Annotated in this window: 13 protein-coding genes; 9 read left to right on the forward strand and 4 right to left on the reverse strand. The window is 62.7% G+C overall.

Annotated elements, in window-relative coordinates:
* Positions 1-8 precede the first annotated feature (8 nt).
* Positions 9-725 (forward strand): endonuclease, encoded by a 717-nt coding sequence (locus tag PKE98_RS12900; RefSeq protein ID WP_271195694.1) that lies wholly within the window; start codon positions 9-11, stop codon positions 723-725.
* Here PKE98_RS12900 and chrA read toward each other — a convergent pair.
* The 3 genes from chrA to PKE98_RS12915 all read right to left on the reverse strand — a co-directional run bounded on the left by chrA (position 705) and on the right by PKE98_RS12915 (position 4,889).
* Entirely contained in the window at positions 705-2,048 is a 1,344-nt protein-coding gene (gene chrA / locus PKE98_RS12905; RefSeq protein WP_271195695.1) for a chromate efflux transporter, read from the reverse strand. The genes PKE98_RS12900 and chrA overlap by 21 nt on opposite strands.
* 22 nt (positions 2,049-2,070) lie before the next feature.
* Complete coding sequence (locus PKE98_RS12910; protein ID WP_271195696.1) at positions 2,071-3,354, reverse strand: arsenic transporter; 1,284 nt, start codon at positions 3,352-3,354, stop codon at positions 2,071-2,073.
* Between the two features lie 140 nt (positions 3,355-3,494).
* Positions 3,495-4,889, reverse strand: a complete 1,395-nt coding sequence (locus tag PKE98_RS12915) for a DUF1254 domain-containing protein (protein WP_271195697.1) — start codon at positions 4,887-4,889, stop codon at positions 3,495-3,497.
* A gap of 113 nt (positions 4,890-5,002) precedes the next feature.
* Between PKE98_RS12915 and PKE98_RS12920 the strand changes: the two genes are divergently transcribed.
* The gene (locus PKE98_RS12920; RefSeq protein WP_271195698.1) at positions 5,003-5,545 is read left to right on the forward strand and encodes a WG repeat-containing protein; all 543 of its coding nucleotides are present in this window, start codon (positions 5,003-5,005) and stop codon (positions 5,543-5,545) included.
* On the opposite strand, the gene PKE98_RS12925 is transcribed toward PKE98_RS12920, so the two are convergent.
* Positions 5,542-6,093: a DUF1003 domain-containing protein gene (locus PKE98_RS12925; RefSeq protein ID WP_271195699.1), complete on the reverse strand. Its 552-nt coding sequence runs from the start codon at positions 6,091-6,093 to the stop codon at positions 5,542-5,544. The two genes, PKE98_RS12920 and PKE98_RS12925, sit on opposite strands and share 4 nt — an antisense overlap.
* 230 nt (positions 6,094-6,323) lie before the next feature.
* Here PKE98_RS12925 and dnaX point away from each other — a divergent pair, with 230 nt between their 5' ends.
* The 7 genes from dnaX (at position 6,324) to PKE98_RS12960 (ending at position 15,154) form a co-directional block, all read left to right on the forward strand.
* Complete coding sequence (gene dnaX / locus PKE98_RS12930) at positions 6,324-8,399, forward strand: DNA polymerase III subunit gamma/tau (RefSeq protein WP_271195700.1); 2,076 nt, start codon at positions 6,324-6,326, stop codon at positions 8,397-8,399.
* 27 nt (positions 8,400-8,426) lie between these two features.
* Entirely contained in the window at positions 8,427-8,753 is a 327-nt protein-coding gene (locus PKE98_RS12935; protein ID WP_271195701.1) for a YbaB/EbfC family nucleoid-associated protein, read from the forward strand.
* A gap of 151 nt (positions 8,754-8,904) precedes the next feature.
* Positions 8,905-9,504, forward strand: a complete 600-nt coding sequence (gene recR, locus PKE98_RS12940) for a recombination mediator RecR (protein WP_271195702.1) — start codon at positions 8,905-8,907, stop codon at positions 9,502-9,504.
* Positions 9,505-9,580: 76 nt separating this feature from the next.
* Positions 9,581-10,102, forward strand: coding sequence for a sigma-70 family RNA polymerase sigma factor (locus PKE98_RS12945; RefSeq protein WP_373877851.1), 522 nt, complete (start codon positions 9,581-9,583; stop codon positions 10,100-10,102).
* Positions 10,099-11,070 (forward strand): FecR domain-containing protein, encoded by a 972-nt coding sequence (locus tag PKE98_RS12950; protein ID WP_271195704.1) that lies wholly within the window; start codon positions 10,099-10,101, stop codon positions 11,068-11,070. The genes PKE98_RS12945 and PKE98_RS12950 overlap by 4 nt, the downstream gene beginning before the upstream one ends.
* A 203-nt stretch (positions 11,071-11,273) precedes the next feature.
* Entirely contained in the window at positions 11,274-13,766 is a 2,493-nt protein-coding gene (locus PKE98_RS12955) for a TonB-dependent siderophore receptor (protein WP_271195705.1), read from the forward strand.
* A gap of 239 nt (positions 13,767-14,005) precedes the next feature.
* Positions 14,006-15,154 (forward strand): acyl-CoA dehydrogenase family protein, encoded by a 1,149-nt coding sequence (locus tag PKE98_RS12960; RefSeq protein ID WP_271195706.1) that lies wholly within the window; start codon positions 14,006-14,008, stop codon positions 15,152-15,154.
* The last annotated feature ends 63 nt before the right edge of the window (positions 15,155-15,217 follow it).

Consider the following 15,217-nt stretch of genomic DNA (forward strand, 5'->3'; position numbering starts at 1 on the left):
CATACCCGATGTCGCGTTGTTTGTCGCTGTTGTGCCTGCTGTTGTCCCTCTTTGTTACCACCGCCCACGCCCACGCCGCCGCCCCCCGCACGTTTGCTGAAGCCAAGAAGGCCGGTTGGAAGCTGTATGCCGCCAATCCGGTTGAGTTCTATTGCGGCTGTCGGTTCGCCGGCAACAAGGTGGATTTGAAAAGTTGTGGCTATGTGCCGCGCAAAAATGCCCAGCGCGCCGGGCGTATCGAGTGGGAGCACATTGTGCCGGCCTGGGTGATTGGCCATCAGCGCCAATGCTGGCAGAAGGGCGGGCGCAGCAATTGCTCGCGCTCGGACCTGACCTATCGCCTGGCCGAGGCGGACCTGCATAACCTGGTGCCCAGCATTGGCGAGGTAAATGGCGACCGCAGCAATTTTGGCTACGGCTGGCTGCCGCAAAAACCGACGCAATATGGCGCGTGCCCGATGGTGGTGGATTTCAAGGCGAAAAAAGCCATGCCCCGCCCGCAAGTGCGCGGCATGGTGGCGCGTACGTATTTTTATATGAGCGAGCGCTACGGCCTGCGCTTGTCCAAGCAGGACAAGCAGATGTACGCGGCGTGGAACAAGCAGTACCCGGTCAAACCCTGGGAGCTGGCCCGCAACCAGAAAGTGGCGTGCATCATGGGCCGCGGCAACCCGTATGTGGGCAAGGTGGACCTTGCGGCGTGCTCACCACAGGGCAAGCGCTAAGCCGAGCAACGCGCAGCTGAGCAGCACTTCGATCACTCCGCGCTTTAAGCGAAACAGGGCGAAGAACGCCCAGAGCGCAATCAGCGCCGCCGGCCAGTCGAGTGGGCCGGCGAAGCCTTGCGGCCAGAACACGTGGTAGGCGAAGAACAGCGCCAGGTTGACGATTACCCCGACCACTGCCGCGCTGATGGCGGTAAGCGGTGCAGTAAAGCGCAGTTGGCCGTGGGTAGATTCCACCAGCGGCCCGCCAAGTAAAATGAAGAGAAACGATGGCAGAAAGGTGAACCAGGTAACCAGGCAGGCGGCCATGGCACCGGCTAAAAACAGCTGCTCCGGGCCGAAGACCTGTTTGGCAAAGCCGCCGACAAAGCCGACGAACGCCACCACCATAATCAGCGGGCCGGGGGTGGATTCGCCCAGGGCCAGGCCGTCGATCATCTGCCCCGGCGTCAGCCAGCCGTAATGGCTCACGGCGCCTTGGTAGATATAGGGCAGCACGGCGTACGCGCCGCCAAAGGTCAGCAGGGCGGCCTTGGTAAAAAACCAGCCCATCTGCGTGAAGGTGCCGTGCCAGCCGTATAGCGTGGTCAGCGCTGCCATTGGCAGGCACCAGAGTGCCGCACCCGCCAGCATCAATATGATCAAACGCGACCGGCTAAAGCGCGCATGGGCCGGAGTGGGCGTGTGGTCGTCGATCAATGCGGGGCGATGGCTTTCGTTGTTGGCGCTGCTGTGGCCGCCAAGGTTGAAAAACTGCGGCCGCCAACGCCCGCCCAGCCAGCCCACAATGCCGGCGCCGAGCACAATGAGCGGGAAGGGCAGGTGCAGGGCAAAAATCGCCACAAAGGCCGTGGCGGCTATCGCCAGCAGCCAGGGATTTTTCAGGGTGCGTGAGCCGATGCGGTGGGCGGCATGCACGACGATGGCCGTCACCGCCGGCTTGATGCCATAGAGCAAACCCGCCACCACGGGTGTTTCGCCCAGGCTGACATACAGCCACGACAGGCCGATCAGCATCAGCAACGAGGGCAGCACAAAGAGGCCGCCGGCAATCACGCCGCCCCAGGTGCGGTGCATCAGCCAGCCGATATAGGTGGCCAGTTGCTGGGCCTCGGGGCCGGGCAGCACCATGCAGAAATTCAGGGCGTGGAGAAAACGTCGCTCGGACAACCAGCGGCGGCGCTCGACCAGTTCTTCATGCATCAAGGCGATTTGCCCGGCCGGGCCGCCGAAGCTGATAAAGCCCAGTTTCAGCCAGAACCAGAAGGCCTGCTTGAGGCTGACTGGCTCGGGCTTATCCAATTCTGTGGTGGGCGTGGTCATCCATTTACCGCCATGTTTTTCGCTACCAACTCAGCCGCAGTGCCAGCGCGGCGAGGGTAATCAGCAGCACCGGCAAGGTCAGCACGATGCCCACCTTGAAGTAGTAACCCCAGGTGATGCGAATGCCCTTGCGCGCCAATACGTGCAGCCACAGCAAGGTGGCCAGGCTGCCGATGGGGGTGATTTTCGGGCCCAGGTCGCAGCCGATCACGTTGGCGTAAATCATCGCTTCGCGCACCACGCCGGTGGCCGCCGAGTCTTGAATCGACAAGGCGCCGATCAGCACGCTGGGCAGGTTATTCATCACCGATGACAACAGTGCGGTGGTCAGCCCCGTGCCCATGGCCGCGGCCCACACGCCATAGCCGCCGAAGTAGTCCAGCGCCTGGGTGAGGTAGGCGGTGAGGCCGGCGTTTTTCAGGCCGTACACCACCAGGTACATACCCAGCGAAAACACCACGATCTGCCACGGGGCATCGCGCAGTACGCGGCGGGTGGATATCACGTGGCCGTGGGCGGCAACGGCATACAAGGCGGCGGCACAAACGCCGGCAATCACGCACACCGGCACGCCGAGCGGCTCCAGGGCGAACAGGCCCAGCAGCAATACCAGCAGCACGCCGACGCCCACGATAAAGGTCGGGCGGTCGCGGATGGCCTCGGCCGGCAGCTTGAGGTCTTCGGTGGCATATACCGTCGGAATATCGCGGCGGAAAAACAGATAGAGCACGGCCAGCGTGGCGGCCACGCTGACCACGTTCACCGGCACCATCACGGCTGCATAATCGTTGAAGCTCAGCTTGAAGTAGTCGGCCGAGACGATATTCACCAGGTTCGACACCACCAGCGGCAGGCTCGCCGTGTCGGCAATAAAGCCCGCGGCCATTACAAAGGCCAGCGTGGCGGCGGGGGAGAAACGCAACGCCAGCAGTAGCGAGATCACGATGGGCGTCAGAATGAGCGCCGCGCCGTCATTGGCGAACAGGCCGGACACGGCGGCTCCCAGCAGCACGGTAAAGGCGAACAAACGCCGGCCATTGCCGCGCGCCCAACGCGCCACATGCAACGCTGCCCATTCGAAAAAGCCGGCTTCGTCGAGAATCAGGCTGATGATGATTAGGGCAATAAAGGTGGCGGTGGCGTTCCAGACAATGGCCCACACGGTGGGAATGTCGTGCAGGCCCACCACGCCGCAGGCCAGGGCCAGTAAAGCACCAATGCTGGCGGACCAACCGACCCCGAGGCCTTTGGGCTGCCAGATAACCAGGAGCATGGTGAGGGCGAAGATGAGGAAGGCGACGAGCATAAAGAGTCCGTAGGGCGAATATCCGCTCGCGGATATCCGCCGCAGCGATTTAAGTTAGAAAAGGTAGGCCGTGCGTAAAACGCTGCGGCGGATATCGCCTGTGGCGATATTTGCCCTGCGGTTTTCGCCGGAGAATGGGTTTAGGGCTGCACGGTAATCACTGGCGGCCTCCATTGTCCATTGGCCACTTCCGGCCCTGGCTCATATAGCCGCAGCACGCCATAAAACGGCCCCGGCGGCACGGGCATCCAGTTGCTTTCCATGGCGATGCCGGGCGTCAGGCGTTGCAGGTACAAGGTCAGCCCGCCATCGGGGTCGCGTTGCAGGCGGTTGAGCATTCGCGAGTTCACCAGGTAGCGGTTCAGGCGATTGTCGATCAGCAGTTTAGTGTTGGCGTCGTACAGCGTCAGTGACCAGAAGGCATCCACCGGCGGCAGTTGGTCGGCGGCAAAGTGCAGGGCGTAGCGGGTGCGCAGGCCGTTCAGAGGCCGCTGGTATTCGTCATTGAAATAGCCGATGAAATTCGCTTCCTCGGCCGAGGCGGCGAACAAGCCAACCGCCGCGCCGGCATAGCGGGCCAGGTAGTTGTTGGCCAGGTGCTCGCGGTCGCCGAACAGCTCGGTGGTGGGAATCTGTCCGCTGTCGACTTCGGCGCTTTTAAAGGTGATGAATTCGTCCCGTGCGTCGTTGATGCCGGCTTGCAGCGCGTTGTATTGGCCTGCGGTGAGGCGGTCGGGGTAGAACGGCTGGTCACTGTTGATGCCGATGCGCGTCAGGCGCTGGCGCAGGGCCACTTCCGAGGGGTGCGGCGGAACAAATTGCAGCAGGAAATCCATCAGCCGGAACACGTCCGGTGTGGGGTTGGCGTCCGGGCTGGGCACTGGCCAGTCGAGCCTCGGCGCGGTGGGGCGGGCTTGGAGTTTCAGGTAGCTGCTCAGGGTTTGCAGGGTATAGCCCTGTTGCACCTGACGCATCTTGGCCATGTCGCGGTCGTCGAACAGTTGGGTGCGATAAAGCGCGTACACCAGGCTGCTTTCGCTGCGCACCACCTGGTCGATTTTCTCAGGCGTCGGGCCCTCCCAATTCGGGCCCACAATCAGAAAGCGGCCGCCCTTGCTGCCCGTGGTGCGCCTGCCCAGGTAGGCGAAGTTATGGGTGAAGAGGTCGGTGAGTTGCACGGAAAAATACCGTTCGCTGTCCACCGCCGGCAGGGTCAGCACAATGGGTTCGGCGCGCAGGTCTAGCCAGGCGAAGGAGTAGCGGGTGTCGGGAATTGGCGACTGCACGGCAGTGGTCTTGCCGTTGTACACATCGGTATTGTGGGCCACGCGGTTGAACGGCGCCTGGTAGGCATTGCTTTCGGTGTCGATGGCTTGGATATAGAGGGTTTTGTACAGCTCCAGCATCGGGTAGCCGTAGATGTAGGCCTCCTTGGCAATGGCTTCGGCCTCCAGCAGCTCCACCTTGACCTCGGCACGGGCGCCGAGGCTGAACAACAGGGCAAGGCAAAGAGCGGGGAGGGCGAGTGATTTCATGCAGGGCGCCTGTTGCTGGTGAGTCCGGTTTCACACGGTGGCCGCGTTGCCATTGTCTGGCTCCCTGGCATCAGGGATAAAGAACGGCATTGGGCTATTTGGGTTCCGAGTATATGTCTAGCATTACCGCGGCTGTCGTGCGTTTGGTGTTGGTGTTGGCGATGTGCGCGAGCGCACAGGCCGACGACTTTCCTTTGGCCTGCTTCTATTCAGCGGCCGACAGCGAAGAAGGTTTAGCCAACCACCCGCAGTGCGCGCGGCGTGACGGCGACACGGTGCGACTGGCACCGGCCCATTTTCAACGCCTGGATTTCGACGACGACGGCCTCACCAGCGTGGCCATCGATGGCGGCATGTACTACATCAACCGCCAGGGCGCGAGCCTGCATGTGCTCACCTTCGACAACGGCGCCGACTACTTCGAAGAAGGCCTGACACGCGCCTGGGTGAACGGCAAGGTGGGGTATTACGACAAAGCCTTCAACCAGGTGATTGCCCCGGTGTACGACTGGGGCACGCCATTGCGCGATGGGCGCGCCGAGGTGTGCATCGGCTGCCAGCGCGGGCCCGCCGATGGCGACGGGCACTGGGCGATGCAGGGCGGGAAGTGGGGCGTGATTGATCGCAGCGGCACGGTGGTGGAGCCGCTGCGCTAGGGCTCAATAGTTGGCGCACCGGCGGTGCGTTGTTCGAGCTGGGTCAGAATCCGGTCCAGGCGCTCGGTAATCGCCAAATCGATTTTCTCGTGCAGGCGCATGATTTCCAGCTCCGCGCGCAGGTTCACTTCGAAGTCGAGGCTGGCGGCCAGGCGGTCTTTAGCGGCTTGGCGGTTCTGGCTCATCATGATGATCGGCGCCTGAATGGCGGCGACGGTGGAAAGCATCAGGTTGAGGAAGATGTAGGGGTAGGGGTCGAAGGCCATGCCGAAGTGGGTCAGCACGTCGGTGTTGAGCAGCATCCAGCCGAGCAGCACGGTCGAGAAGGCGATGATAAAGGTCCACGAGCCGCCAATTTCGGCCACCCGGTCGGACAGGCGCTGGCCGTAGGTGGACGCATCGTCGGCGGCATCGGCGGCGTCGCGGCTGACCGGGCGGTGCTCGGTCATATGTTCCAGTACGTTGACTTCTTCGGGCTCAAGCTGTGAACCGTCTTTGCCGAGCAATTGAGTGGCGAGGTGATGCAGGTGTTTTTTGTTGGCGGGCATGGCGGCAGCGTCCGTGGATAAGAAGTAACGGTCCGGTCGGTTAGATCTGGCCAAATAGGCCGAGTTCAGGGCGGCAAAACGGGTTTTTACGCGCCCATGCGCCGGTTGTCGGTTACCTCAGGGTACGCGCAAACCCGGCCCGGCGGGCGATGCACCAAGCCGGATGCAATTTGCCCCGTGCTCCGCTAGGATTAGCCCCACTTCTTGCCCCCCAGCTGCGACGGTTTTCGATGAGTTATCAGGTTCTTGCACGTAAATGGCGTCCGCGCTCGTTCCGCGAAATGGTCGGCCAGACCCATGTGCTCAAGGCTCTGATCAACGCGCTGGACAGCCAGCGCCTGCACCATGCGTACCTCTTCACCGGTACCCGTGGCGTAGGTAAAACCACCATCGCGCGCATTATTGCCAAGTGCCTGAACTGTGAAACCGGCATCAGCTCGACGCCGTGCGGCACCTGCTCGGTGTGCAAAGAGATTGATGAAGGCCGCTTTGTCGACCTGATCGAAGTCGACGCCGCCAGCCGCACCAAGGTCGAAGACACCCGTGAGTTGCTGGATAACGTGCAGTACGCACCGAGCCGCGGGCGCTTCAAGGTTTACCTGATCGACGAAGTGCACATGCTGAGCTCGCACTCGTTCAACGCCTTGCTGAAAACCCTCGAAGAGCCGCCACCCCACGTCAAGTTCCTGCTGGCGACCACCGACCCGCAGAAGTTGCCAGTCACCATCCTGTCTCGCTGCCTGCAGTTCTCGCTGAAGAACATGCCGCCGGAGCGTGTGGTCGAGCATTTGACCCACGTACTGGGCGTGGAGCAGGTGCCGTTCGAAGACGACGCCCTGTGGTTGCTGGGCCGCGCGGCCGATGGGTCGATGCGCGATGCCATGAGCCTTACCGACCAGGCCATTGCCTTCGGTGAGGGCAAGGTATTGGCCGCCGATGTGCGTGCCATGCTCGGCACGCTCGACCATGGCCAGGTGTATGGCGTGCTGCACGCGTTGCTTGAAGGCGATGCGCGCGGGCTGATCGAGGCGGTGCGTCACCTAGCCGAGCAGGGCCCGGACTGGGCCGGCGTGCTGGCCGAGATTCTCAATGTGCTGCACCGCGTGGCTATCGCCCAGGCGCTGCCCGAGGCGGTGGATAACGGCCAGGGCGACCGCGACCGCGTGCTGGCGCTGGCCCAGGCGCTGCCGGCCGAAGACGTGCAGTTCTATTACCAGATGGGCCTGATCGGCCGCCGCGATCTGCCGCTGGCGCCGGACCCGCGCGGTGGCTTTGAAATGGTGCTGCTGCGCATGTTGGCCTTCCGCCCGGCGGATACGGGCGATGCGCCGAGGGTGGCGCTAAAGCCACTCGGGATTAGCCAGGCCACTGCTGATCCCCGACCTAACCCAGTGGCCGGCGCCGCTATGGCTGCGCCGGTTGCTGCTATTGCACCCGCTCCCGTTTCTGCCCCTGAGCCTGCACCGGTTGCGCCGGCGCCTGTGGTCGCGGCACCTGCACCGGTCGTTGAAGCGCCAGTCGTAACGCCGCAGCCCGCACCGCAGCCTGAACCTGTTGCGCCCGCCGTCGAGCCCGTTGCTGCGGCACCGATTGATTTGCCGTGGGAAGAGCAAAAACCGGCCGCCGTCGTACCGGTGCCGGAATTGATCAACGTACCCGCCGAGGTCGCCCCCGCGCCGCTGGTGCCCGCGCCCGCTCCGGTTGCTGTGCAAACCGAAGCCGCGGTGGTGATCAATACCCCGGCTGACGTGCGCGACGACGATGACGACGAGCCGCCCCTGGGCGATGACGATTACTACGTGGCCGAAGGCGAAACCGACGCCTACCTTGATGCTCTGGATTCCATGGGCATCGAAGCGCCGGCTGCGCCGGACCTGGCGCCCTTGCCGGCGGCCAAACCGGCTACTGGTCTGGCGGCAGAATGGTTGGAGCTGTTTCCGCGCCTGGGCATTACCGGCCTCACCGGCAGCATTGCCGCCAACTGCAGCCTGGTGGCCGTGGAGGGCGACACCTGGACCCTGCACCTGGACCCCGGCCAAAGCGCACTCTTTAATGCTACCCAGCAGAGGCGCCTGAACGAGGCGCTGGATGCCTACCACAAGCGCCCGATCAAACTGGAAATCGAGCTGCGTACCCCCGAGCAGGAAACCCCTGCCCAGGCTGCGGCGCGCAAACGTGCCAACCGTCAGCGGTCGGCCGAAGCTTCGATCCATGACGACCCGCTCGTGAAGGAAATGATTCAGCAGTTCGCCGCGATTATTCGCGACGGCACCATTGAGCCTGTTGATGCCCCCGTGGCGTCGTAACGCTTTAACTAACTTGAGGTGATTCCCATGATGAAAGGTGGCATGGCCGGCCTGATGAAGCAGGCGCAGCAAATGCAGGAAAAAATGGCCAAGATGCAGGAAGAACTGGCCAATGCCGAAGTAACCGGCCAATCCGGCGCCGGGCTGGTGAGTGTGGTGATGACCGGGCGTCACGACGTCAAGCGCATCACCCTCGATGACAGCCTGATGCAGGAAGACAAGGAAGTGCTGGAAGACCTGATTGCTGCCGCGGTGAACGACGCAGTGCGCAAGGTTGAGCAGAGCAGCCAGGAAAAAATGGGCGGCATGACTGCCGGTATGCAGCTCCCACCCGGCTTCAAAATGCCGTTCTGATTGTTCGTGTAGGGCGAATATCGCCACCGGCGATATCCGCCGCTGCGGTACTTGCTGGAACGCGTATCGGCGGATATCGCTTTGCGATATTCGCCCTACGGGTGCGATGTTTATCTGATCGATCTTTCCCGTTTTTCTGGATTCCCCCGCCATGAGCTTCAGCCCGCTGATTCGCCAACTTATCGACTCCCTGCGCATTTTGCCCGGGGTCGGGCAGAAGACTGCTCAGCGTATGGCGTTGCAGATGCTGGAGCGCGACCGCAGTGGCGCGTTGCGGTTGGCCCAGGCGCTGACGCAGGCGATGGAAGGTGTCGGCCATTGCCAGCAATGCCGCACCTTGAGCGAAGACGCGGTGTGCCAGACCTGCCAAGACCCCCGTCGCGACGACAGCCTGCTGTGTGTGGTGGAAGGGCCGATGGATGTGAACGCCGTGGAGCAAACCGGCTTTCGCGGTCGCTACTTTGTGCTCAAGGGCCACCTTTCGCCGCTCGACGGCCTGGGGCCGGAAGCCATTGGTGTGCCGGAGCTGCTGGCACGTATCGAGGCTGGCAATTTTGCCGAGGTGATTCTGGCCACCAACCCTACCGTGGAAGGCGAAGCCACGGCGCACTACATCGCCCAGTTGCTCAGCAACAAAGGCCTGATTGCCTCGCGCATTGCCCATGGCATGCCGCTTGGGGGCGAGCTGGAGTTGGTGGACGGCGGCACCCTGGCCCATGCCTTGGCAGGGCGGCGGCCGATCAATCTGTAGTTTTGCGGGTTTTCGCTACGCAGAGCTAGTAATTCTCACTTGAGAGGAATTACCATTTGCGCACTTTTCGTGGGCAATGGATTTTCCTGTGCACGCTTCTACCGCCGAGCACTCCCTGCAGCAGCTTTATAGCGAGCATCACGGCTGGCTGAACGCCTGGCTGCGCAAGCGCCTGGGCTGCGCCCACAACGCGGCCGACCTGGCGCAAGACACTTTTATGCGCGTGCTGAGCAAAGACTCTGACCTGCCGGCCATTCGCGAGCCACGGGCGTATCTGTCCACCATTGCCCATTCGCTGATGGTCAACTTCTGGCGCCGCCAAGCCATTGAGCGCGCCTACCTCGACGCCCTGTCCCTGCAACCGGAGCACTACGCGCCGTCGCCGGAAGAGCGCGAGCTGATCATGGAAACCCTGCTGGCCATCGACGCCATGCTGCTGCGCCTGCCGCCCAAGGTGCGCCAGGCGTTCTTGTGGTCGCAGCTCGATGGCCTGACTTACGCGGTAATTGCCGAGCGCTTGCTGGTGTCCGAGCGCATGGTGAAGAAATACATGGCCCAGGCGATGTTGCACTGCCTGCTGCTGGAACAAGCCGGATGAAAGCGCCTGCCCTCGATTACGCCGTGCTGCAGCAGGCCGCTGATTGGTTTGCGACCTTGAGCGGCGGGGCGGTGAGCGAGCCGCAGCGCCAGGCCTGGCGCCTGTGGCTGGCGGCGAGCCCCGAACACGCGGCGGCCTGGCAACGGGTGGAGGCCATCAGCGGCCAGTTCGAGCGTGTGCCGGGCGACCGCCGCCGTGCCGCCGGGCAGGCCTTGAGCGCCGCCGGGAGCAGTCGGCGTCGGGCAATCGGCATGCTGGCGCTGCTGTGTGGCGGCGGCCTGCTGGCGCTGGCCACCGCACGGCGCGGCACCCTGCAAGCCTGGGCCGCCAATCAGCGCACGGCCACGGGCGAAGTGCGCGAAACCCGTCTGGCCGATGGCACGCAGCTGTGGCTGAACACCAACAGTGCCGCCGATATCGACTACAGCGCCAGCCTGCGCCGCGTGCAGGTGCTGCGGGGTGAGGTGCTGCTGGAAAGCGCCCACGACACCCTGGTGCCCGCGCGGCCGCTGGTGGTCGATAGCCAACAAGGCCGCATGCGCGCGCTCGGCACGCGTTTTAGCGTGCGCCAGGGCGAGGGCTACACCCAGCTCAGCGTGTTCGACGGCGCGGTACAAATCAGCCCAGTGCAGGGCGCCGCGCAGCAGGTCATTAGCGCAGGCCAGCAAGTGCGCTTTACCGCCGCCGGCATCGGCGCTGTGCAAGCGGCCGAGCCCGGTCGCCAAGCCTGGAGCCACGGCGTGCTGCTGGCCGACAACAGGCGTTTGGACGACTTTATTGCCGAGTTGGCCGAGTACACACCGGGTTACCTCGGCTGCGACCCGCAGATTGCCGATTTGCGCCTGGTCGGCGCCTACCCCTTGGCCGACCGCGAGAAGATATTTGCCGCGCTGCAAAGCAGCCTGCCGGTGCGCATCCGCCACCGTACGCCGTGGTGGACCGTCGTGGAGCCGCGTACCGACGCGTAATGCAACGGCGTAGGGCGAATACGCCCGTGGCGTATCCGCCGCTGAAGTAGGCGCCGCTTCCGACGGCGGATATTCGCCCTACGCCATTCCCTCAATGGCGAGAAAAAAAATTCATATTGCGGTTCCCCTTTTTCTTTCTCGCTTGGCCTCTGGTGCATAGGGCATGCGCAATGCGTGCAGCCACCCACCGAACGGAACTGTCCATGGCTTCGAATTCCTTCCTGTTGTCCACCACCGCCGGGGCCGTGCGCCTGGCTTTGCTGGCGTTGCCGCTGGCGACTTTACAACCGTTGCTGGCCCAGGCAGCTGACCCGGTGGCCGCACAACAGGCGGTGCGCAGCTATCAGATTGCCGCCGGGCCGCTGTCGTCGGCGCTCAGCCGTTTTGCCGGTGAAGCCGGCGTGTTGCTGTCGGTGGATGGCCGTTTGACCGAAGGTAAAACCACACAGGGCCTGCAAGGCGATTTCAGCGTGGAGCAGGGCTTTGCCCGCTTGCTGTCTGGCACCGGCCTGAGCGCTGGCCGCGACGGGCAGGGCGGTTACACCGTGAAGACCGGCGACGGCAGCGGCGCGGCAGAGTTGCCTGCCGCTTCGATCAACGCGTTTGCCCTGGGTAACGCCCTGGGCAGCATGGAAGGCTACAACGCCACCCACAGCAGCGTGGCGACTAAAACCAGCAAGGCGCTGCTCACCACCTCGCAATCGGTGTCGGTGGTTACCCGCGAGCAAATGGACGACCAGGGTTCGCAAACCGTGTCCGAAGCCATCCGCTACGCTCCGGGCGTGCTGACCAACCCCTACGGCGCCACCCACCGCTACGACTACGTGGCGATGCGCGGTTTCAACGACGGCTCGGTGGACAACATCATCGTCGACGGCCTGAAGTCCATGAGCGACGCCGGCACCTACAGCAGCCTGCAGGTGGACCCGTATTTCATCGAGCGCATCGACGTGCTCAAAGGCCCGTCTTCGGTACTGTACGGCCGCAGCAACCCGGGCGGTCTGGTGGCTTTGACCACCAAACGTGCGCAGTTCGACGCCAGCAACGAAATCGAGCTGTCGGCTGGCAGCAACGACTACAAGAGCCTGGGGTTCGATTTCACTGGCCCGCTGAATGAGAACATCGCCTACCGCCTGGTGGGTTTGGCCAAAGACACCGACACCCAGTTCGATTACACCGAAGAAACCCGCTACACCCTGATGCCCAGCCTGCTGGTGAACTTCAGCGAAGACACCTCGCTGAACCTCTACGCCTACCTGCAAAGTGACCCGCAAGCCGGCTACCACGGCGGCCTGCCGGCCTCCGGCACCTTGCACAAGCGCGATGGCCAGCGCATTGATACCTCGTTCTTCGAAGGCGAGCCGGGCAACGACACCGCCAGTCGTGAGCAGCAGATGTTTGGCTACGAACTGCAGCACCGTTTCAACGATGTCTGGAGCGTGCGGCAGAACTTCCGCTACCTGGATTCAGACCTCTCGCAGAAGCAGGTGTACGCCTACGGCTACGCCACCGATAACGAACTGACCCGCTACTACACCGGCGCTGAGGAAAAGCTGCACTCCTGGATCGTCGATAACATGGCCCAGGCCGAATTCGACACCGGTGCCGCCCAGCACACCCTGGTCATGGGCGTGGACTACCAGCGCATCAAGAACGTGGTGGACTGGACCAATGGCGTGGCCAGCACCCTCGATGCATTCGACCCCAAGTACGGCAACGAAACCATCACCTACTACCCGCCGTATGACTTCAACAGCTACCTGCGTCGTAAAGAACAGACCGGCGCGTATGTGCAGGACCTGATCGAAGTCGACAATTGGAATATATCGCTGGGCCTGCGCAAGGACTGGTTCGAGGTGTCGGAAGAAAACCGCGTCGACGAATACAGCGGCATCACCGGTTTGGTGAACCGCCCGGCTGGCACCGAGAACTCGCTCAACGACAGCAAACTTACCGGCCGTGCCGGCGTGCTGTACCAGTTCGACAACGGTATTGCGCCCTACGTCAGCTACTCCGAGTCGTTCAACCCGTCCACTTACAGCGACGCAGCGGGTAGCCTGATCGAGCCGTCCGAAGGCAAGCAGTGGGAAGCCGGTATCAAATACCAGCCGGTGGATACCGATGATCTGTACACCGTTTCGGTGTTCCAGATTAATCAGGAGAACGTCGCCACCAAGCTCGCCAACGAAGACTTCTACCGCAATGCCGGCGAGGTCGAGTCCAAGGGCATCGAGCTCGAAGGCCGCCTGCATATCACCGACAGCCTGCGTTTGTTGGGCAGCTACACCTACACCAAGGTTGAGTACGCCAAGAGCTACTTCAGCACCGACATCAATCGGGTGGAGAGCGACGTAAAGGGCAACACGCCTTCGCAAACCCCCGAACATATGGCCAGCCTGTGGGCCGACTACCGCTTCAATGCAGGCGGCCTGGCCGGCTTGGGCCTGGGTGCCGGCGTGCGGTATGTCGGAAAAAGCTGGGCCGATGCGGAGAACACCGAATATGTGCCGGCTTACACCTTGTATGACGCGTCTATCAGCTACGACCTGGCCAACGTCGGCCTCAAAGGCACCTCGGTGCGCCTGAATGCCAACAACCTGACCGACGAGAAATACGTCGCCTCGTGCGGCAACCTTAACTACTGCTACTACGGCGAAGAGCGCAATGTGATGGCGACTGTCATTCAGAAGTTCTAAGCCCGCCAACTACCATCTCTCACCCAACCTCTGTCATCCCCGCGCAGGCGGGGATCCAGACTTCTGCGGCGAGCGGCGTCACCCGTGCCAGATCGGCGCCTGCGCGTGAACGACGGTGTGTTTTCTTTCTTGCCGATTAAAGCCTTCGCGAAAACGGTTTAAAGGGTTCGCCACCGAAAGTTTGTTGAAAACCAAGCAAGCGCTCGGTATGGTCGGCCAAACCCTTGCCGGAGCCTGCCATGCCTGCCTTCCAGGAATACTTCGACCAATCGCATCAGTTGGTGCGTGATTCGGTCCGCCGTTTTGTCGAGCGCGAGATCCTGCCCCACGTGGCGGATTGGGAAGAAGCCGAGAGCTTTCCCCGAGAGCTGTACCTCAAAGCCGGTGCTGCCGGGATTCTGGGCATCGGCTATCCGGAGCAATTTGGCGGCAGCCACGAGGGCGATTTATTCGCCAAAGTGGCGGCTAGTGAGGAGCTGATGCGCTGCGGTTCCGGCGGCTTGGTGGCGGGGCTCGGTTCGCTGGATATCGGCCTGCCGCCGATTCTCAAATGGGCGCGCCCCGAGGTGCGTGACCGCGTGGTGCCGCAGGTGCTCAGCGGCGAGAAAATCTGCGCCCTGGCCGTCACCGAGCCCAGCGGCGGCTCCGATGTCGCCAGCCTGAAAACCCGCGCCGTGCGCGATGGCGATTTCTATCGCGTTACCGGCAGCAAAACCTTTATCACCAGCGGCGTGCGTGCGGACTACTACACAGTGGCGGTGCGCACGGGGGGGGATGGGTTTGGCGGTGTCAGTCTGTTGCTGATCGAGAAGGGCACACCGGGTTTTACCGTGGGCCGGCAGCTGAAAAAGATGGGTTGGTGGGCATCCGATACGGCTGAGCTCTTTTTCGATGACTGCAAGGTGCCGGTGGACAACTTGATTGGCGTGGAGAACATGGGCTTTGCCGGCATCATGGCCAACTTCCAGTCCGAACGCCTGGCGTTGGCGATCATGGCCAATATGACGGCGGAGCTGGCGCTGGAAGAATCGCTGAGTTGGGCGCGCCAGCGCGAGGCGTTTGGCAAACCGATTGGCAAATTCCAGGTGCTCAAGCACCGGCTGGCGGAGATGGCCACGCAGTTGGAGGTGTCGCGCGAATTCACTTATCGCCAGGCGGCGAAGATGGCGGCGGGCAAGTCGGTGATCAAGGAGATTTCCATGGCCAAGAACTTCGCCACGGATATTGCCGACCGCATTGTCTACGACGCGGTGCAGGTGGCTGGCGGCATGGGCTATATGCGCGAAAGCCTAGTGGAGCGGCTGTACCGCGACAACCGGATTCTGTCGATTGGCGGCGGCACGCGGGAAGTGATGAACGAGATCATCAGTAAGCAGATGGGTTTATAGCGCCGGGCTTTTGTAGGGTGTGCTATGCGCACCGTCGCGTTCGAATAGGGAACGCGTGGTGCG

The organism is Pseudomonas turukhanskensis (assembly GCF_027922365.1).
In the GTDB taxonomy this organism is placed as follows: Bacteria; Pseudomonadota; Gammaproteobacteria; order Pseudomonadales; family Pseudomonadaceae; genus Aquipseudomonas; species Aquipseudomonas turukhanskensis.

Coding starts and splice junctions, on each gene's coding strand:
- PKE98_RS12900 (WP_271195694.1), top strand. CDS start 9: ATGTCGCGTTGTTTGTCGCTGTTGTGCCTGCTGTTGTCCCTCTTTGTT.
- chrA (WP_271195695.1), bottom strand. CDS start 2,048: ATGACCACGCCCACCACAGAATTGGATAAGCCCGAGCCAGTCAGCCTC.
- PKE98_RS12910 (WP_271195696.1), bottom strand. CDS start 3,354: ATGCTCGTCGCCTTCCTCATCTTCGCCCTCACCATGCTCCTGGTTATC.
- PKE98_RS12915 (WP_271195697.1), bottom strand. CDS start 4,889: ATGAAATCACTCGCCCTCCCCGCTCTTTGCCTTGCCCTGTTGTTCAGC.
- PKE98_RS12920 (WP_271195698.1), top strand. CDS start 5,003: ATGTCTAGCATTACCGCGGCTGTCGTGCGTTTGGTGTTGGTGTTGGCG.
- PKE98_RS12925 (WP_271195699.1), bottom strand. CDS start 6,093: ATGCCCGCCAACAAAAAACACCTGCATCACCTCGCCACTCAATTGCTC.
- dnaX (WP_271195700.1), top strand. CDS start 6,324: ATGAGTTATCAGGTTCTTGCACGTAAATGGCGTCCGCGCTCGTTCCGC.
- PKE98_RS12935 (WP_271195701.1), top strand. CDS start 8,427: ATGATGAAAGGTGGCATGGCCGGCCTGATGAAGCAGGCGCAGCAAATG.
- recR (WP_271195702.1), top strand. CDS start 8,905: ATGAGCTTCAGCCCGCTGATTCGCCAACTTATCGACTCCCTGCGCATT.
- PKE98_RS12945 (WP_373877851.1), top strand. CDS start 9,581: ATGGATTTTCCTGTGCACGCTTCTACCGCCGAGCACTCCCTGCAGCAG.
- PKE98_RS12950 (WP_271195704.1), top strand. CDS start 10,099: ATGAAAGCGCCTGCCCTCGATTACGCCGTGCTGCAGCAGGCCGCTGAT.
- PKE98_RS12955 (WP_271195705.1), top strand. CDS start 11,274: ATGGCTTCGAATTCCTTCCTGTTGTCCACCACCGCCGGGGCCGTGCGC.
- PKE98_RS12960 (WP_271195706.1), top strand. CDS start 14,006: ATGCCTGCCTTCCAGGAATACTTCGACCAATCGCATCAGTTGGTGCGT.